This window comes from Bradyrhizobium sp. USDA 4510 (genome assembly GCF_054059095.1).
The window spans coordinates 7381156-7399666 of record NZ_JBSSBT010000001.1 but is presented as its reverse complement, the minus strand read 5'-3'; the positions used below and the strand labels follow the sequence as shown (position 1 = coordinate 7399666).

Below are 18511 nucleotides of genomic sequence, written 5' to 3'. Positions count from 1 at the left end.
ATTGATTGAGCGTGACTGCGTCACAGGAAAGCGAATCTCGCTTACCTCGCCCCGCTTGCGGGGAGAGGCATAGGCCGCCTTCGGCGGCCGTCCTCAAGAACGCCGAAGCAAGGCTTCGGCTATGTCGCATCGTAAGATGCGATCCGGGTGAGGGGGTACAGGTCTCTCGACAATTGCAAGCGCGGAGAGAGGCCCCTCACCCCAACCCTCTCCCCGCATCCGCCTTCGCCCGAAGGCGGGCTTCGGCGGACAAGAGAACGGGGCGAGGGAGAAGAGAGCCGTCAGTCCTTCTTGAACTCGCCGGCCTTGTACAGCGCGCGGAATTGGAGCCCGGCTTCGGCGAACGTCTCGGTGGCGCCTTCCTCGCGGTCGACCATGGTGAAGACCAGGGCGATCTCGCCGCCGGCCTCGCGCACGGCTTCCACCGCCTTCAGCGCCGAGCCGCCTGTCGTGGTGACGTCCTCGACGATCACGATCCGCTTGCCCGCAAGGCTTTCGCCCTTGGCCAGCCCTTCGACGGACAGCTTCGCGCCGTGCTCCTTCGGCTTCTTGCGCACGAAGAACGCCGCGATCGGGTGGCCCTTCAGCCAGGACAGTTGCGCGATGGCGCCGGCGAGCGGCACCGCGCCCATCTCGAGCCCGCCGACGAAATCGAGCTTGTCGTCCTTCAGCGCTTCATAGGTGAGCTCGGCGAGCAGCGCCGCGCCCTCGGGATCGAGCATCGTCGGCTTCAGGTTGAAATAGAAGTCGCTCTTGCGGCCCGACGCCAGCGTGATCTCGCCGCGGCCGAACGAGCGCTTGCGGATGATCTCGGCGAGGCGGGCGCGGGAGGCTGATTTGGACAAAGACTTTTTCCCTTGAGGGTTTGAGGCGGGCGGCAATCTATCCACGCTTACCGGCACATTCCAGCGTGGAAATCGGGCCGTCAACAGTGCCCAAGCCGCGATTTCCGCGGGCGTGCTTTCCGGAAAGCGCGGTTGTGCGGCCGTTCCGTTCCCCGTAAGCAGGCGCCAAACACTCGGCCGAACACTTGCCCAAACACTTGCACGGGAAGCGGAAATGACCATCGAGCTGCACACCTGGAACACCCCCAACGGCCGCAAGATCTCGGTGGCGCTGGAGGAAATGGGGTTGCCCTACAAGGTGATCCCGGTGAACATCAGCAAGGGCGAGCAGATGGCGCCCGCTTTCCTCGCGATCAGTCCGAACAACAAGATCCCCGCGATCGTCGATCCGGATGGGCCGGGCGACAAGCCGGTCAGCATTTTCGAGTCCGGCGCGATCCTGCTCTATCTCGGCGAGAAGACCGGCAAGTTCCTGCCGAAGCCGCTGGCGGAGCGGATCCCGGTCTATGAGTGGCTGATGTGGCAGATGGGCGGCTTCGGCCCGATGCCGGGCCAGGTGCACCATTTCATCGCGCTGGAGAACGAGCAGGACCGCGCCTATGGCCTGAAGCGCTACATGGCCGAGACGCGGCGGCTCTACGGCGTGCTCGACCGCCGGCTTCAGGAGCGCGAATTCGTCGCCGGCGATCTCTCGGTCGCCGATTTCGCCATCCTCGGCTGGGCCTGGCGCCATCCGCGCCACAAGGTCGAGCTATCAGACTTCCCCAACGTCAAGCGCTGGTACGAGACGCTGATGGCCCGCCCGGCGACGAAGCGGGGAATGGAGGCAAAGCTGGATTGATCTTCTCCCTCGCCCCGCCCTTGCGGGGAGAGGGGTGGGGTGAGGGGCTATCTCCCCGATAACGGTGGGAATTGAATTTGCGGATGCGCCCCTCACCCGGCGCTACGCGCCGACCTCTCCCGCAAGAGCGGGGCGAGGTGAAGAAAGCTAGGCCCGCCGCGCTTCGAGCGCCATCTTCATCGCCAGCCCTGCGAGCACCGTGCCCATCAGCCAGCGCTGCACCAGGAGCCAGGTCGGGCGAGTGCCGAGAAACACCGCGATCGAACCGGCGGCGAGCGCGATCATCGCGTTGACGCTGACGCTGATCACGATCTGGATCGAGCCGAGCGCGAGCGACTGCGTCAGCACGCTGCCGCCGGTGGGATCGATGAACTGCGGCAGCAGCGCCAGATAAAGCATCGCGATCTTCGGGTTGAGCAGATTGGTGACGAAGCCCATCGCGAACAGCTTGCGCGGGCCGTCGACCTTCAGCGCCTTGACCTGGAACGGCGAGCGGCCGCCGGGCCTCACGGCCTGCCATGCCAGCCACAGCAAATAGCCCGCGCCGGCAAAGCGCAGCGCGTCATAGGCGTAGGGAATCGCAAACAGCAATGCGGTGATGCCGAACGCCGCGCACAGCATGTAGAACACGAAGCCGAGCGCCACGCCGCCGAGCGAGACGATGCCGGCCGCGGGCCCCTGCGTGATCGAGCGCGAGATCAGGTAGATCATGTTCGGCCCCGGCGTCAGCACCATGCCAAGGCAGATGAGCGCAAAGCCGAGCAAAGCGGATGTGTGGGGCATGACGGGTCTCGCGAGGGATGCGCACGCTTCTAGCGTGCCGTCCGCCGCGCGGCCATCGCGGAATTGCTCTCGGAGCAATGTGGCGGGGCGGTGGTGCGCTCCCTCGCCCCGCTCTCTTGTCCGCCGAAGCCCGCCTTCGGGCGAAGGCGGATGCGGGGTCGAGACGAGCGAAGCTCGCTCTGAGAGGGTTGGGGGTGAGGGGTTCTCTCAACGTGCAAGGACCGAGGTGAGACCTGTACCCCCTCATCCGGATCGCAAGAGCGATCCGACCTCTCCCCGCAAGCGGGGAGAGGCGAAGGAGCGGCTAATGCGCCTCGTCCCAATTGTTCGCGGCGCGGGCGTCGACCTGCAGCGGCAGCGACAGGATCACCGCCGGGAACGGCGCGTCCTGCATCACCTTCTGCACCACCGGCAGCGTCGCCGCGACCTCGTCGTCGGGCACCTCGAAGATCAGTTCGTCATGCACCTGCAAAAGCATCTGCGCCGAGAGTTTTTTCTCGGTGAGCGCGTCCTCGACGCGGATCATGGCGCGGCGGATGATGTCAGCCGCGGTGCCCTGCAGCCGCGCATTGATGGCGGCGCGTTCGTTGAAGGCGCGCACCGAGGCGTTGGACGCCTTGATGTCGGGGTAGTAGCACTTGCGCCCGAACAACGTCGTCACATAGCCGTTGCGGCGGCAGAAGTCCTTGGTCTCGTCCATATAGGCGCGGATGCCCGGGAAGCGCTCGAAGTATTTCTTGATGTAGGCCGAGGCCTCCTCGCGGGCGATGCCGAGCTGGTTGGCGAGGCCGAACGCCGAGATGCCGTAGATGATGCCGAAGTTGATCGCCTTGGCGCGGCGGCGCACCTCGCTCGGCATGTCCTTGATCGGCACGCCGAACATTTCGGATGCGGTCATGGCGTGAATGTCGAGCCCGTCGCGGAAGGCCTGGCGCAGCACCGGCACGTCGGCGATCTCGGCGAGCAGCCGCAACTCGATCTGGGAATAGTCGGCCGACACCAGCTTGTGGCCCGGCGTCGCGATGAACGCGCGGCGGATCTTGCGGCCGTCCTCGGTACGAACAGGGATGTTCTGCAGGTTCGGCTCGTTCGACGACAGCCGGCCCGTGGTGGTCGCGGCCAGCGCGTAGGTGGTGTGGACGCGATGGGTCTGCGGATTGACATAGGTCGGCAGCGCGTCGGTGTAGGTCGATTTCAGCTTCGAGACCTGGCGCCACTCCAGGATCTTCTTCGGGAATTCGTGGCCTTGCTCGGCGAGCTCGTCGAGCACCTGCGCGGTGGTCGACCACGCGCCGGTCTTGGTCTTGCTGCCGCCGGGCAATCCCATCTTGCCGAAGATGATGTCGCCGATCTGCTTCGGGCTGCCGACATTGACCGGCTCGCCGGCGATCTCCTGGATCTCGGCCTCGACGCGCGCCGCGGTCTGGGCGAAATCGCCCGACAGCCGCGACAGCACCTGGCGATCGATCGAGATGCCGCGCCGTTCCATCCGCGCCAGCACCGAGACCAGCGGCCGCTCCAGCGTCTCATACACCGTCGTCATCCGCTCGGCGACGAGACGCGGCTTCAGCACCCGCCACAGCCGCAGGATCACGTCGGCACTTTCGGCCGCATATTCGCTGGCCTTGTCGATCGTGACCTGATCGAAGGTCAGCTTGCCCTTGCCGCTGCCGACGAGGCCGCCGTAATTGACGACGGCGTGGCCGAACCAGCGCTCGGCGAGCGCCTCCAGCGCATGCGAGCCGCGGCCGGCATCGAGCGCGTAGCTCATGAGCTGCGCATCGTCGATGTTGCGCAGGGTGATTCCGTGCTGCGCCAGCATCACCGAGGTGAACTTGACGTCAAAGCCGACCTTCTGGATTCCAACGGACTCCAGCAGCGGCCTCAGCGCCGCCAGCGCCTCGGCGGTCTTGATCTGGCCCGGTGCGAGGCCGGCATCGAACAGGCCCGCGCCACCGCCGGCCTGCCGGTGGCCGAGCGGGACGTAACACGCAACGTTTGGCGCCAGCGCCAGCGCAAGGCCGGCGAGCTCGCCCTGCATCGGGTCGATCGATTCCGACATCGCCTCGATCGCGACATAACCGGTGTCGGGCACGCGGGCGATGAAGGCGTTGAGCTGATCGAGACTGCCGATCGCCTGATACGCCTTGCGGTCGAAGCCAATTTTCCGGATCGCCTCGCCACGGGCCTCGGCCAGCGTCGCCGGCGTGCCCTTGCGGCTCGAATTCTTGTCGTCGCGCGCGCCGGTCGGCTTGGCTTTCGGCAGCGGCGCCGCGGCCGATGCCGGAGCGTCTCCGGGCGCCGGCGTCACATCCGACGGCGGCAACGGCGAGAACACGCTCGCGCCGCTCTTGTTGCCGGGATCGGCATCGACATTGGCCGGGTCGATCTGCGCGTAGTCGGCGACGCGGCGGGTGAGGGTGGTGAACTCCATCGCCTTGAGGAAGGCGATCAGCCGGCGCGAGTCGGGCTCGTTCACGGCGAGGTCGTCGAGCGGCACTTCGAGGTCGACCTTGTCGTCAAGCAGCACCAGCTGGCGCGAGATGCGCGCCTTCTCGGCGTTCTCGAGCAGCGCCTCGCGCCGCTTCGGCTGCTTGATTTCGCCGGCGCGGAACAGCAGCTGATCGAGATCGCCATATTCGATGATCAGCTGCGCGGCGGTCTTGATGCCGATGCCGGGCACGCCGGGCACGTTGTCGGTGGAATCGCCGGCCAGCGCCTGCACCTCGACCACCTTCTCCGGCGGCACGCCGAACTTCTCGATCACCTCGTCGCGGCCGATGCGGCGATCCTTCATCGTGTCGTACATCACGACCTTGTCGTTGACGAGCTGCATCAGATCCTTGTCCGATGACACGATCGTCGTGGTCGCGCCGCGCTCGCTGGCGAGCCGCGCATAGGTCGCGATCAGATCGTCGGCCTCGAAGCCGACCTGCTCGAGGCAGGGCAGTTCGAAGGCGCGCACCGCCTCGCGGATCAGCGCGAATTGCGGGATCAGATCGTCGGGCGCCGGCGGCCGGTGCGCCTTGTAGTCGGGATAGAGCTTGTTGCGGAACGTGATCTCCGACTTGTCGAACACGATCGCCAGATGCGTCGGCCGGTTGTCCTCGGGCATGTCGCGGAGCAGCTTCCACAGCATGTTGCAGAAGCCGAGCACGGCGTTGACCTGCAGCCCGTCGGATTTGCGGTTCAGCGGCGGCAGCGCGTGGTAGGCGCGGAAGATGTAGGACGAGCCGTCGATCAGGAAGACATGGTCGCCCTTCGCCGTGGCCTTGGCGGCAACGGGCTTGGGGGCGGTCTTCGATGCGGGCTTGGCGGGGGCTTTGGAGGCTGTTTTCGGCATGGCCGAAACTTAGGGATTTTTGCGCGGATTGACAGCCTTTGCTGTGTGGATTCTGGGTGTGTCGCACAGCCAAATCGATAAATTCGAGGATGATGCAGGGCGTAGTCCCGTCATCCTGAGGTGCGAGCGCAGCGAGCCTCGAAGGATCGACGGCCACCAGCCGGGGCCGTGCATCCTTCGAGACTCCGCTGCGCGGCTCCTCCAGCGACAAAGGCGAAGCCTTTGCGCGGGGATGACGGGGACGGCACCGGAATGACTACGCCTTGTCGCCGGTCGGCGAGAACAGGTAGCCGCCGCCGCGGATGGTGCGGATCACGGACGGCTTGGTCGGGTCGAATTCGATCTTGCGGCGGATGCGCATGATGCGCAGGTCGACGGCGCGGTCGAAGGCCTCCGCGTCGCGCGCATTGGCGAGTTCCAGCAGCCGCTCGCGCGACAGCACCCGCTTCGGGTTGGCCGCGAACACCTTCAGCAGGCCGAATTCGGAGGCCGTCAGCGGATGCTCGTTGCCCTCGTCGTCGCGTAGCGCCTGGGCCTCGAGATCGAGCCATTTGGTGCCGAACCGAACCAGCTGCTCCTTTTCGGCCTTCGCGTTCGCCGGTTCCGGCGCCGCCGCTTTCGCCGGCCCGCTCCGCCGCAGCACCGAGCGGATGCGTGCCATCAGCTCGCGCAATTCGCAGGGCTTGGCCACGTAGTCGTCGGCGCCGAGCTCCAGCCCGACCACCCGGTCGATCGGGCTGGCAGTAGCTGTCAGCATGATGACGGGGACGTTGATCTTGCTCTTGAGGTCGCGAATGATCGACAGCCCGTCCTCCTCGGGCATGTTGAGGTCCAGCACCACGAGATCGGGCGTGCAGCCCTCGATCTCCTTGCGCAGGCTCTTGCCGCCGTCGCACAGCGTCACGCCGAAGCCGTGCATCTTGAGGTAATCGCCGACCATTTCGCGGGCCGGCGCCTCATCGTCCACGATGAAGATATGCGGGTTCTGGCTCATGATGTCTCTGTTGCCGGCAGTGTAACCGTAAAGGTCGACCCCTGTCCGGGGCCCGGGCTCTGCGCGGTCACATGGCCGCCATGCATGTCGATGATGCGCTTGACGATGGAAAGGCCGAGCCCGGTCGAGCTTTCGCCCGCGGTCGGCTTGGCCGACAGCCGCTGGAACCGGCCGAACAGCCGGCCGAGATCCTCGGGGCTGAGGCCGGGTCCCTGGTCGGCGATCCGGATCACGGTGTCGTCGCCCTCATGGCTGACTGTGACCGTGATCTTGCCGCCGATCGGCGAGTACTTGATGGCGTTGCTGACGAGGTTGTCGATCGCCTCGCGGATCCGGTCGGCGTCGCACATCGTGACGAATTGCTGCGGCCCCGAGACCGAGATGCTCTGCTGCTTGTTGACCGCCGAGGGCAGATTGGCCTCGGTGACCTCGTTGACGAGGGCCGCGACGTCGACCGGCTCGCGGCGGATGGTGATGTCGAACGCATCGGCCATCGCGTCCGAGATCAGATGGTCGACCATCGAGGTCAGCCGCTTGGTCGCGTCCCTGATGTGCTCGACCTGCGACGTGACGTTTTCCTTCGGCGAGCCGGCGCCGATCAGTTCGGTCAGCATCTCGGTGCGTCCGAGGATCACGCCGAGTGGGTTCTTCAGATCGTGAGCGACGGTGCCGAGGATTTCGTTCTTGAAGCCGTTGGCGCGCTGCAGCCGCAGCCATTGCGCCGAGAGCCGCCGGTTGGCCTGCATCAGCGCGCGGGTGCGCTGCGCGACGCGGTCCTCGAGCTGGGTGTTGGCCTCGTGCAGCTGCTGGTAGAGGATCACATTGTCGAACGCGATCGACAGCCGGCTCGAGAATATCTCGACCAGCGCACGGTCGGTGTCGGAGAGCTGGCGCTCGGCCTGCAGCAGCACCACGACCTCGCGGCCGCTGCCGGTGCGCGAATAGAGCACGCTGCGGTGGTCGGCGAACTCGTTCTTGCGGCGCTGGAATGCTTCCTCCACCATGTGCCGCAGGTCCGGATCGAGCGCCTTCGACGAGGTGGTGCCGATGAAGCGGCTGTAGCAGCCCGAGCAGGCCAGCACCGAGAAATCGGCCGCCGCCGAATTGCCGTCGTCGCGCAGCACCAGAATGCCGGCGCAGTCGACGTTGAGCAGCGAGGCGAGCTGGGTCAGCACGCCCTCGGCCAGCCGCTGCATCGATTTGAAATCGTACAGCGTCGAGGCCGCGTCGATGATGATCTCGAGCCCGCGCCGCGTCTGCACCATGCGCTCGAGCTGCTGGTAGCTGCGCAGCGCGGCGGTCAGCGACGTGAACAGCTTGTCGGCGGTGAGCTCGGTCTTCGCCTTGTAGTCGTTGATGTCGTATTGCACGATGACGCGCCGCTCCGGCGCCTGGCCGGGCTGGCCGGTGCGCAGGATGATGCGCACGGTCTCGTTCTTGATCTCGTTGCGGATGAACTCGACGAGCTCGAGGCCGGCGACGTCGGTCTCCATGATGACGTCGAGCAGCACGGCCGCGATGTCGGGGTTGTCCCGCATCAGCGTGCGGCCTTCGGCCGCAGAGTAGGCCGAGAGGATCTCCAGCGTCGAACCGTTCAGGTTGTAATCGCTCAGCGCGAAACGGGTGCCTTCATGGACGGCGTGATCGTCGTCGATGACGGCGATCTTCCATTTGCGGGCCGACGAGTCCTCCGGGGGGCTCTCGGTATCGTCGATCAGTTGGAGGACATCGTCCTGTTCGGCCATTGACTGGTTCCGTCGGCTGCTGCGTCAGCGATCGTGGGCTCGCCCTTGGCAGCCCCCTTGGCGATCCTGGGCATGATAATGCGAAAAGTGGTGCCTTGTCCTACCCTTGACTCCAGCATCATGCGTCCACCGAGCTGCTGGGTGACGAGGTTATAGACGATGTGGAGGCCAAGGCCCGTACCACCTTCGTTGCGGCGCGTCGTAAAGAACGGGTCGAACGCCTGCCGCTGCACGTCCGGCGTCATGCCCGCCCCGTCGTCTGCGAAGATGATCTCCACATCGTCGGCGCCGCGCCCGCGCGCCGAGATGGTGATGGTGCCGGAGCGGCCATCGGCAAAGGCATGATTGACGGCGTTGAGGAAAAGATTGGTTAAGATCTGCCCATAGGCGCCGGGATAGCCGTCGATCAAGAGCCCCTCGGGCACATCGACCGACAGCGCGATCGCGGCCTTCTTCAGCACCGGCCGCAGGCTCGCCACGATCTGGTCGGTGGATTCGCTCAAGGCAAACTGGCGGCGCTCGGCATGCGATCGGTCGACGGCGACCTGCTTGAACGACTGGATCAGCTCGCCGGCGCGCGTCAGGTTCGAGACCAGTTGCTGCGATGCGTCACGCGAGGCGCGGACGAACTCGTCGAGCCTGGAGCGGCGCAGCGGCTCGGTCTTCAAATCGTTCTCGAACATCTCGCTGCGGCGGGCAAAGCTCGAGGCCACCGTCAGGCTGATGCCGATCGGGTTGTTGACCTCGTGGGCGACGCCGGCAACGAGGCCGCCGAGCGCGGCGAGACGTTCGGCATCGATCAGGTTCTGCTGCGCGGTGTTGAGCTCGAGCAGCGCGCTTTCGGCCTCCTCCTTGGCGGTGCGCAGCTCGTCCTCGGTCTTGCGCTTGGCGATCGCGTTTTCACGGAACACTTCGACCGCGCGCGCCATGGCGCCGACCTCGTCCTTGGCCGACGTGCCCTGCACCGGCCGGTCGAGGTCCCCCGAGGTGATGGTGCGCATCGCGGCCATGATCTGCGCCAGCGGCAGCCGGATCGACAGCGCGATCATGACGCCGGCCGACATGATGACGCCGAGGAAGATCACGGCAATCGACAGCACCCGGCGCGAGATCGAGGTCAGCGTCTTGTCGAACGTCTCCTGCGCCTTCTGCTCGCGCTGGCGCATCTTCACCGAGAGATCGTCGATCGCGCCGATCGCATCCGCCTGGCTGGCGTCGATCGAGTTGCGCAGCAGATCGGTGCGGTTGGTGAGCTGCTCGCTGAGCTTGCCGAGCCCGTCGCGCAGCTCGGCGGTCTTGACCTTGAGCCGCGCCAGCGCCATGCGCTGCAGATCGTTCTCGGCCAGATCGGTCATGACCGGAATCGTCCGCTCGATCGTATCGATGTTGCGGCGGGCTTCCTCGGCCGACGAGGAGGCAAGCGAGAGGTAGTAGGCGTTGGCGGCGACCAGCAGCGAGGTGAACGCCTCGCGCGACTTGCCGAGCGCGGGCCAGATCAGTGCATCGCGATGGCCGGTCGCGCCCTCGATGATCGAATAGAGCCCGGCCATGTCCTTGGTCGGCGACAGCACCTGCTCGTCATAGGTCTTGGCGATCCTGGTCTGCACGGTGCGCAGTTCGCCGAAGCCGTCGAGGAAACGGCTGGTGACGCGCTCCAGCTGCTCGACCGAGCCTGACAGCATCGGGTCGGTCGAGGCCCGGTTGGTCAGCGTGCCGAGCACGGCCTCGCGGAGCAGCAGGATTTCAGCGAACAGGTCCGGGCTCGGCTGATTGATGTAGCGATGGATCAGGTTCTGCAGACGGCTGGTCTCGCTTTCGAGCTTGGCCAGGATCTTGTCGGATTCCCGCACCTGGCGGACATCCTCCCAGGCCGAGCCGAGCACCTTCGAGCCGTTCCAGATCAGCACCGCCAGCACGATCACGACCGCGGAGTTGAGCAGGGCGATCGAAAGGATGCGCCAGCGGATCGGGACCGCACGCAGCAACTGGACGATGCGGAAACGGCCCTGCGGCCCGAAGGCCGCCCGCCGTCGCTTCGTCCCGTCCTGCTCTGGTGCGTCCAAGATCCGGTTACTCCATGTTGCGGATGCGTTCGATCAGCGCTGATATCGCAGGATCGCGCTCGGCCCTGGCGTAGATGCCGGCCATCGCGGCTTCGAACGGCTTGCGGTCGATGTCGGTCACGATCTTGACGCCGGCCAGCTCCGCCTGCTGGCGCGAGCGCTCCTCGAGGTCGCGCCATCTCTCGCGCATGTAGGCGCTGGAGCGTTGCGCGGCCTCGCGGAAGATCGCCTGCTCCTCCGCCGAGAGGCTGGCCCAGGCCTTTTGCGACATCAGCAGCACGTCCGGACTGAAAGTGTGCCGGGTCAGCGTGTAGTAGCCGGCATATTTGTAGTGGCCGGTGGTGACGAAGGACGCCCAGTTGTTCTCGGCGCCGTCGATCAGCCCGGTGGCGAATCCGGTCAGCACCTGGCCGTAGGGCATCTGGACCGGCTGGGCGCCGAGCGCGCGCACCATGTCCGACATCCGTTCGGATTGCTGCACGCGCACCCGCAGTCCCTTGAGGTCGTCGAGCGAACGCACCGGGCGCACGCTGTTATAGATCGAGCGGGCGCCGGAATCGTAGAAGGCCAGCCCGACGAAGCCGTGATCCCCGAGACTGTTCAGGATCTCGCTGCCGATCGGTCCATCCAGCACGGTTTGCAGGTGTTCGGGCGATCGAAACAGGAACGGCATTGCCAGCACGTTGACCGACGGCACCATTGTCCCGATCAGCGCGACATTGGTCCGGTTCAAATCGATGGCGCCGGCCCGCGTCTGCTCCAGCGTCTCCTTCTCCTCACCCAGCTGGCGGGAATGGAAGACCACGATGCGGTGCCGGCCGGCGGTGCGTTCGGCGATCAGACGGTCCATGTAATTCAGCGCCTGGACGGTCGGATAGTCCTCATTCTGGGTATCGGCGGTCCGGAATTCGCGCGCAAAAACGCTCGCCGGGACCGCTGCCCATGACAGCGCGACGGCAAGCATCGTTATCCGCGAAAGGCCGGCGCGGCGGTACACAGGCTACTATTCCCCTTGTGAATTGTGTCCAGGGCGGGAAGAAAAGGTTCAACGCATTTTTAGCAGAATGGCGCTGGTTCGCCATCGGCCAAACGTTAAATCCGCGGTGCAACCTGCGGTGTAGGTTGAATCTGCGGTTGTGGCGCCTTATGAGGGCGTGGTGGCATCCGGGAACGGCTCGTCGTGAAGTTCGCTTTGAAGCTCGCCTTGAAGCTTTTGTACCTCGTCGTCGCGGCTCTTCTGCTTGTGTCGCCGGCGCGGGCGGCCACCGAGATCATGTGGTGGCACGCGATGTCGGGCGAGCTCGGCAAGCAGCTCGAGAAGCTTGCCGCCGATTTCAACGCCTCGCAATCCGACTACCGGATCGTGCCCGCCTACAAGGGCAACTATACCGAGACCGTCACCGCGGCGATCTTCGCCTTCCGATCGCGCAGCCAGCCGGCGATCGTTCAGGTCAACGAGATCGCGACCGCAACCATGATGGCGGCCCGCGGCGCGATCTATCCGGTGTTCGAGCTGATGCGCGATCAGTCCGAGGCATTCGCGCCGTCGGCCTATCTGCCCGCGGTGGCCGGCTACTATGCCGATGTCGACGGCAACATGCTGTCGTTCCCCTTCAATGCCTCGACGCCGATCCTCTACTACAACAAGGATATGTTCCGGTCCGCCGGGCTCGATCCGAGTGTGCCGCCCAGGACCTGGCCGGAGCTCGGCGTCGTGGCCAAGCGGCTGCGCGCGGCGGGCGCGATGTGCGGCGTGACCACGTCGTGGCCGTCCTGGATCAATGTCGAGAACTTCTCCGCCTTCCAGAATCTGCCGATCGCGACCAAGGCCAACGGGTTTTCCGGGCTGGACGCCCAGCTGATCTTCAACAATCCGCTGGTGGTGCGCCACATCGCGCAGCTCGCGCAGTGGCAGGCCGACAAGACCTTCGACTATAGCGGCCGCGGACAGGCGGCCGAGCCGCGCTTCCAGAAAGGGGAGTGCGGCATCTTCATCGGCTCGTCGGGCACGCGCGCCGACATCAAGGCCAATTCCAAATTCGAGGTCGGCTACGGCATGATGCCGTACGAACCCGACGTGCAGGGCGCGCCGCAGAACTCGATCATCGGCGGCGCGACGCTGTGGGTGCTGCGCGACCGGCCGCGCGCCGAATACGCCGGCGTGGCGAAGTTCTTCGCCTATCTGTCGCGGCCGGAGGTGCAGGCCACCTGGCACCAGAACACGGGCTACCTGCCGATCACCCGCGCCGCATTCGATCTGACCCGCGCGCAGGGTTTCTACGATCGCAATCCCGGCGCCTCGATCTCGATCGAGGAGGTGACGCTGAAGCCGCCGACCGACCATTCGAAGGGCATCCGCCTCGGCTCGTTCGTCCTGATCCGCGACGTGATCGAGGAGGAGCTCGAGCAGGTGTTTGCCGGCAAGCGATCGGCGCAGGCCGCGATGGACAACGCCGTCGAGCGCGGCAACCGCCTCTTGCGCCAGTTCGAGCGCGCCAATCCGGATAGGTGATGAGGTTATGCGTTGCCTTAACCTCCCCTTGAAGAGGGGAGGTCGCTTTGCTCGCCAGAGCAAAGCGGGCGGGGATCTTCTCTCACCACTTGCAGCGTCGCTTGCAGCTGACCCCCATCCCGACCTTCCCCCTTTCAGGGGGAAGGAGAAGACGGCTGTGTAGCCCGGATGAAGCGAAGCGAAATCCGGGGCCGGTCTTTCAGGCGGCACAGAATCCCGGATTACGCTTCGCTTCATCCGGGCTACGAAATAGCTTCCCGTCATTGCGAGGAGCGAAGCGACGAAGCAATCCATTCGCTGTACAAGCGGTGCCATGGATTGCTTCATCCGGCGGCGCTTCGCGCCGACCGGGTGGCTCGCAATGACGGTCCGAGAGATGATCGCTTCCCTTCCACTCCTCACCAACTACGACAGCTACCGCGCCTGGCGCAGCGACACGTCGCGCTGGTTGCCGGTCGCGCGCGATATTGCTGATGGCCACGGGCTGTCGTGCGTCGCGCCGCATGTGTTCTCGACCGGCACCAATCTGGTTGTCGGGCTGGACGATAACCTGATCCTCAAACTCTTCCCGCCGTTTCTGCGCCCGCAATTCGTGTCCGAGCGCGGCGCGCTTGCCGGGTTGCGCGGACGGCTCGGCATTCCGATTCCCGACCTTGTCGCGGAGGGCGAACGCGACGGCTGGCCGTATCTCGTCATCACTCGCCTGTCCGGCACCGTCGGCTCGGAGGTCTGGCCATCGCTGTCGGAAGCCGAGCGCGAGCGCGTGCTCGCCGAGATCGGGGCCGTGATTGCCGAGGTGCAGCGCGTGCCGCCCGGCAGCCTGCGCGCTATCGAGCCGCGCTGGGAGGCCTTCATGCGCGGGCAGATCGCGCAGTGCCGGGCGCGCCATGAGCGGCTCGGCCTGCCCAAAAAATTCCTCACCTCGCTCGACGATCTCCTGCGTGACGCCGCTGAGTTGATCCCAATGAACGCGCCGCCGGTGATCCTGACCGGCGAATACATCCCGGAGAACTTTCTGCTCGGACGCCGGGCCGACGGCTGGCACGTCGCCGGCCTGTTCGACTTCGGCGACGTCCGGGCCGGATGGGGCGAGTACGACCTGCTCGGTCCCAGCGCCTTCATGGCCGCCGGGCATCCGCGCCGGGTGCGCAGCCTGTTCGACGGCTTCGGCATCTCGCGCAGCGATGTGACGTTCACGCTGAAGCGGCGGCTGATGGCGCTCTTGATGCTGCACTCTGCCAGCGATCCGCTCCGGCACATCTGCATCGACGGCTGGCCGGACCGGGTCGACGACTTCGTGCAATTGCAGGAGCTGATTTGGCCGGATTAGCGCGCTTCAGCGCGCGGCCTCTATTGCCGGCCACAAAGCAAGCAGAAGCCGCTTCATGCTCATTTTTTGAGCATATAGCCTGGCTTTGTATGCAATTGGCGATCTAAGATTTTGCCCGACCGGGATACCGGCCGACGTTTTACCTCGCTCCGGCAAGGCATTAGCAGTACATAAGATTTCGTTAAGGGTTGGCACAATCCTTGCGATCTGAGTTCCAAGGCCGTTTCCCAAGGCGTTGGAGCATCACATGAAGCGTCGCGATTTCCTCAAATCGGTGTCCGGGCTGGCTGCGGGGGCGCTGGCGCCGACCGCGCCCGCGATCTGGTCGCCGGCCAAGGCCGACGCGCGCTCCGAGACGCTGCTCATCGTCTCCGAAGGCGGACCCAACAATCTCGATATCCACGGCGTCGGCACCAACGTGCCGGGCTACGAGGTGTCGTGGAATTGCTACGACCGCCTGATCAGCCACGAGATGAAGAGCGGTCCGGGCGGCGTGCCCTATTACGACCGCGACAAGTTCAAGCCTGAGCTCGCCGAGGACATCAACATCGGCGACATGTCGGTCACCTTCAAGCTGCGCAAGAACGCCAAATTCCATGACGGCACGCCTGTCACGGCGAAGGACGTCAAATGGTCGCTCGACCGTGCCGTCTCTGTCGGCGGCTTTCCGACCTTCCAGATGAGCGCGGGCTCGCTGACCAAGCCCGAGCAGTTCGTGATCGTCGATGACACCACGGTGCGCGTCGACTTCCTCAGGAAGGACAAGCTGACGATCCCCGACCTCGCTGTGATCGTGCCCTGCGTCGTCAACTCCGAACTCGTGAAGAAGAACGCCAGCGAGAAGGATCCGTGGGGCCTCGAATTCACCAAGCAGCAGACCGCGGGCTCCGGCGCCTACAAGGTGACCAAATGGACCGCCGGCACCGAAGTCGTCATGGAACGCAACGACGAGTGGGTCTGCGGTCCGCTGCCGAAGATCAAGCGCGTGATCTGGCGCATGGTGCCGCAGGCCGGCAACCGCCGAGCGCTGCTCGAGCGCGGCGATGCCGACATCTCCTATGAGCTGCCGTTCAAGGACTTCCAGGAGATGAAGGCGAGCGGCAAGCTCAACGTGGTCTCGCTGCCGTTCTCCAACGGCATCCAGTATATCGGCATGAACGTGACCAAGCCGCCGTTCGACAATCCCAAGGTACGGCAGGCGATGGCCTACGCGATGCCGTATCAGAAGATCATGGATGCGGTGCTGTTCGGTCTCGCCAACCCGATGTTCGGCGCGGCCAAGGACAGGCCGACCGAGGTCGCCTGGCCGCAGCCGACCAAATATTACACCGACATGGAGAAGGCCAAGGCGCTGCTCACTGAAGCCGGCTACGCCAACGGATTCGAGACCACGATCTCGTTCGACCTGAATTTCGCAGGGGTCAACGAGCCGCTCTGCGTGCTGGTGCAGGAGAGCCTGGCGCAGCTCGGCATCAAGACCACCATCAACAAGGTGCCCGGCGCCAATTGGCGCACCGAGCTCACCAAGAAGGAAATGCCGCTGTTCACCAACGTGTTCTCGGGCTGGCTCGATTACCCCGAGTACTTCTTCTACTGGTGCTACCACGGCAACAATTCGATCTTCAACACGATGAGCTACAAATCGCCCGAGATGGACAAGCTCATCGACGGCGCACGCATTGCCGCCGCGAATGGTGACACCGCGGCCTACGACGCCGACGTCAAGGGTTTCGTCGATCTCGCCTTCGCCGACATCCCGCGCATCCCGCTCTATCAGCCCTTCGTCAACGTCGCGATGCAGAAGAACGTGACGGGCTACCAATACTGGTTCCACCGCCGCCTCGATTATCGCGCGATGGCGAAGGGGTGAGGCGCTCATGCTTGCGATGATCGGCAAGCGGCTGCTGTTCGCGATCCCGTCGCTGATCGGGGTCGTGATCGTGACGTTCCTTTTGACGCGTGCGCTGCCGGGCGATCCCGCGGCGTATTTTGCTGGCCCCGCGGCCACCAAGGAGGCGGTCGACCAGATCCGGAAGAAGCTCGGCTTCGACAAGCCGCTGATCGAGCAGTTCGTCCGCTACACCAACGATCTCGCCCATGGCGATCTCGGCACATCGCTCACCACCGGCCAGCCGGTGGCGGCCGAGCTGCGCAACCGCCTGCCGGCGTCGGCCGAGCTCACTCTGCTCGGCCTCGTCGTCTCCATCGTGATCGCGATCCCGCTCGGCGTGCTGGCGGCGACGCGGCCGGGCTCCTGGATCGACCATCTCTGCCGCGTCACCACCACGGCCGGCGTGTCGCTGCCGGTGTTCTTCACCGGGCTCGTGCTGGTCTATCTGTTCTACTTCCGGCTCGGCTGGTCGCCGGCGCCGCTCGGCCGGCTCGACGTGTTCGCTAGCGCACCGCCGACCGTCACCGGCTTCTATCTCGTCGACACGCTGATCGCGCGGGACTTCGAGGCGTTTCGTTCCGCGCTCAGCCAATTGATCCTGCCGGCGGTGACGCTCGCGATCTTCTCGCTGGCGCCGATCGCGCGGATGACGCGGGCCTCGATGCTGGCGGTGCTGGCGTCCGACTTCGTCCGCACCGCGCGTGCCAGCGGCCTGTCGCCCGGCAAGGTGATCGTCACCTACGCCTTCCGCAACGCGATGCTGCCGGTCATCACCACGCTCAGCATGGTGTTCTCGTTCCTGTTGGGCGCCAATGTGCTGGTGGAAAAGGTGTTCGCCTGGCCCGGCATCGGCTCCTACGCGGTCGAGGCGCTGATCGCATCCGACTTCGCGCCGGTGCAGGGCTTCGTGCTGACCATGGCGGTCATGTACGTGCTGCTCAATCTGCTGATCGACATCCTCTACGGCGTGATCGATCCCCGCGTCAGGCTGGAGGGCTAGAGCATGAGCACCGTAGCTCCAACCGTCGAACCCGCAGGACCCGCCCGCACGTCGGGGCTTGCCGCGGCGTTGGAGCAGACCCGCTACGTCTTGAGCGAAAACAAGGTCACCGGCTTTGCCTTCGCGCTGCTGGTCCTGATCCTGTTTGCCGCGCTGTTCGGGCCCTACGTGGTGCCGTACGACCCGCTCGCCTCCGACACCGCGGCTGCATTGAAGCCGCCGTCCGCCGCGCACTGGTTCGGCACCGATCAGCTCGGCCGCGACATCTTCAGCCGCGTCATCGTCGCGACGCGGCTCGACACCTTCATCGCGGTCGCCTCCGTCGTGCTGGTGTTCCTGATGGGCGGGCTGGCCGGCATCGCCGCCGGCTATTTCGGCGGCTGGACCGACCGCATCGTCGGCCGCATCGCCGACACCATCATGGCGTTTCCGCTGTTCGTGCTGGCGATGGGCATCGTCGCGGCGCTCGGCAACACCGTGCAGAACATCATCATCGCGACCGCGATCGTGAACTTCCCGCTCTATGCCCGCGTCGCACGCGCAGAAGCAAACGTCCGCCGCAATGCCGGCTTCGTGCAGGCGGCGCGGCTGTCCGGCAACGGCGAGTACCGCATTCTGCTCGGGCACATCCTGCCCAACATCATGCCGATCATGATCGTGCAGATGTCGCTGACCATGGGCTATGCTATCCTCAACGCCGCGGGCCTGTCCTTCATCGGGCTCGGCGTCCGGCCACCGACCGCGGAGTGGGGCATCATGGTCGCCGAGGGCGCGGGCTTTATGGTGTCGGGCGAGTGGTGGATCGCGCTGTTCCCGGGCCTGGCGCTGATGATCGCGGTGTTCTGCTTCAACCTGCTCGGCGACGGCCTGCGCGACATCGTCGATCCGCAGCGGAGGACGTGATGATGTGGACCTGGCTAACGCATGCGCGCTTTCTTCGCCTCTCCCCGCGTGCGGGGAGAGGCCGGGCCGCGTTAGCGGACCGGGTGAGGGGGGCGCTCCGCGCACTCCTCAGCCAGTTGTACGTGCCGATAGATGCCCCTCACCCCAACCCTCTCCCCGCAAGAGCGGGGCGAGGGGGCGCACTGGACAGGCGGAGAACATGATGCCTGTCCCGGTCCGGTGCCGTGCTACCGCTCCGCTCCTTTGCATGGGGTTGATTTG

The 18511-nt window shown here is 65.4% G+C and carries 13 protein-coding genes; 6 read left to right on the top strand and 7 right to left on the bottom strand.

What is annotated here, in order from left to right; genetic code table 11:
- Positions 1-281: 281 nt before the first annotated feature.
- Positions 282-845 (bottom strand): orotate phosphoribosyltransferase, encoded by a 564-nt coding sequence (pyrE, locus tag ACVMDN_RS34460; protein ID WP_076831103.1) that lies wholly within the window; start codon positions 843-845, stop codon positions 282-284.
- 214 nt (positions 846-1059) lie between these two features.
- Between pyrE and ACVMDN_RS34455 the strand changes: the two genes are divergently transcribed.
- On the top strand, positions 1060-1686 hold the full coding sequence (locus ACVMDN_RS34455) for a glutathione S-transferase family protein (protein WP_076831100.1): 627 nt from the start codon (positions 1060-1062) through the stop codon (positions 1684-1686).
- A gap of 147 nt (positions 1687-1833) precedes the next feature.
- Here the strand turns inward: ACVMDN_RS34455 and ACVMDN_RS34450 are convergent, their stop codons facing one another.
- The 6 genes from ACVMDN_RS34450 to ACVMDN_RS34425 form a co-directional block, all read right to left on the bottom strand.
- On the bottom strand, positions 1834-2469 hold the full coding sequence (locus ACVMDN_RS34450; RefSeq protein WP_076831097.1) for a LysE family translocator: 636 nt from the start codon (positions 2467-2469) through the stop codon (positions 1834-1836).
- A gap of 304 nt (positions 2470-2773) precedes the next feature.
- Positions 2774-5812: a DNA polymerase I gene (gene polA, locus ACVMDN_RS34445; RefSeq protein ID WP_076831067.1), complete on the bottom strand. Its 3039-nt coding sequence runs from the start codon at positions 5810-5812 to the stop codon at positions 2774-2776.
- A gap of 256 nt (positions 5813-6068) precedes the next feature.
- Positions 6069-6806, bottom strand: coding sequence for a response regulator (locus tag ACVMDN_RS34440; RefSeq protein WP_076831064.1), 738 nt, complete (start codon positions 6804-6806; stop codon positions 6069-6071).
- Complete coding sequence (locus ACVMDN_RS34435; protein ID WP_057019490.1) at positions 6803-8551, bottom strand: ATP-binding response regulator; 1749 nt, start codon at positions 8549-8551, stop codon at positions 6803-6805. Before ACVMDN_RS34435 ends, ACVMDN_RS34440 begins: the two co-directional genes overlap by 4 nt.
- A complete protein-coding gene (locus tag ACVMDN_RS34430; protein ID WP_168859052.1) occupies positions 8521-10518 on the bottom strand; it encodes a sensor histidine kinase in 1998 nt (665 codons plus the stop codon). Before ACVMDN_RS34430 ends, ACVMDN_RS34435 begins: the two co-directional genes overlap by 31 nt.
- A gap of 103 nt (positions 10519-10621) precedes the next feature.
- Complete coding sequence (locus ACVMDN_RS34425; RefSeq protein ID WP_076831094.1) at positions 10622-11578, bottom strand: TRAP transporter substrate-binding protein; 957 nt, start codon at positions 11576-11578, stop codon at positions 10622-10624.
- A 228-nt stretch (positions 11579-11806) separates the two neighbouring features.
- Between ACVMDN_RS34425 and ugpB the strand changes: the two genes are divergently transcribed.
- The 5 genes from ugpB to ACVMDN_RS34400 all read left to right on the top strand — a co-directional run bounded on the left by ugpB (position 11807) and on the right by ACVMDN_RS34400 (position 18250).
- On the top strand, positions 11807-13126 hold the full coding sequence (gene ugpB, locus ACVMDN_RS34420; RefSeq protein WP_083715136.1) for a sn-glycerol-3-phosphate ABC transporter substrate-binding protein UgpB: 1320 nt from the start codon (positions 11807-11809) through the stop codon (positions 13124-13126).
- A gap of 361 nt (positions 13127-13487) precedes the next feature.
- Positions 13488-14456 (top strand): aminoglycoside phosphotransferase family protein, encoded by a 969-nt coding sequence (locus ACVMDN_RS34415; RefSeq protein ID WP_244558913.1) that lies wholly within the window; start codon positions 13488-13490, stop codon positions 14454-14456.
- A 247-nt stretch (positions 14457-14703) separates the two neighbouring features.
- On the top strand, positions 14704-16326 hold the full coding sequence (locus ACVMDN_RS34410) for an ABC transporter substrate-binding protein (RefSeq protein ID WP_057019531.1): 1623 nt from the start codon (positions 14704-14706) through the stop codon (positions 16324-16326).
- Between the two features lie 7 nt (positions 16327-16333).
- On the top strand, positions 16334-17347 hold the full coding sequence (locus ACVMDN_RS34405) for an ABC transporter permease (protein ID WP_057019487.1): 1014 nt from the start codon (positions 16334-16336) through the stop codon (positions 17345-17347).
- Positions 17348-17350: 3 nt separating this feature from the next.
- Positions 17351-18250, top strand: coding sequence for an ABC transporter permease (locus ACVMDN_RS34400; protein ID WP_057019486.1), 900 nt, complete (start codon positions 17351-17353; stop codon positions 18248-18250).
- Positions 18251-18511: the final 261 nt, after the last annotated feature.

What these genes read in the sequence shown, in the direction of transcription:
- ACVMDN_RS34455 (WP_076831100.1), top strand. Translation starts at nt 1,060, where the DNA reads ATGACCATCGAGCTGCACACCTGGAACACCCCCAACGGCCGCAAGATC.
- ACVMDN_RS34450 (WP_076831097.1), bottom strand. Translation starts at nt 2,469, where the DNA reads ATGCCCCACACATCCGCTTTGCTCGGCTTTGCGCTCATCTGCCTTGGC.
- polA (WP_076831067.1), bottom strand. Translation starts at nt 5,812, where the DNA reads ATGCCGAAAACAGCCTCCAAAGCCCCCGCCAAGCCCGCATCGAAGACC.
- ACVMDN_RS34440 (WP_076831064.1), bottom strand. Translation starts at nt 6,806, where the DNA reads ATGAGCCAGAACCCGCATATCTTCATCGTGGACGATGAGGCGCCGGCC.
- ACVMDN_RS34435 (WP_057019490.1), bottom strand. Translation starts at nt 8,551, where the DNA reads ATGGCCGAACAGGACGATGTCCTCCAACTGATCGACGATACCGAGAGC.
- ACVMDN_RS34425 (WP_076831094.1), bottom strand. Translation starts at nt 11,578, where the DNA reads ATGCTTGCCGTCGCGCTGTCATGGGCAGCGGTCCCGGCGAGCGTTTTT.
- ACVMDN_RS34415 (WP_244558913.1), top strand. Translation starts at nt 13,488, where the DNA reads ATGACGGTCCGAGAGATGATCGCTTCCCTTCCACTCCTCACCAACTAC.
- ACVMDN_RS34410 (WP_057019531.1), top strand. Translation starts at nt 14,704, where the DNA reads ATGAAGCGTCGCGATTTCCTCAAATCGGTGTCCGGGCTGGCTGCGGGG.
- ACVMDN_RS34405 (WP_057019487.1), top strand. Translation starts at nt 16,334, where the DNA reads ATGCTTGCGATGATCGGCAAGCGGCTGCTGTTCGCGATCCCGTCGCTG.
- ACVMDN_RS34400 (WP_057019486.1), top strand. Translation starts at nt 17,351, where the DNA reads ATGAGCACCGTAGCTCCAACCGTCGAACCCGCAGGACCCGCCCGCACG.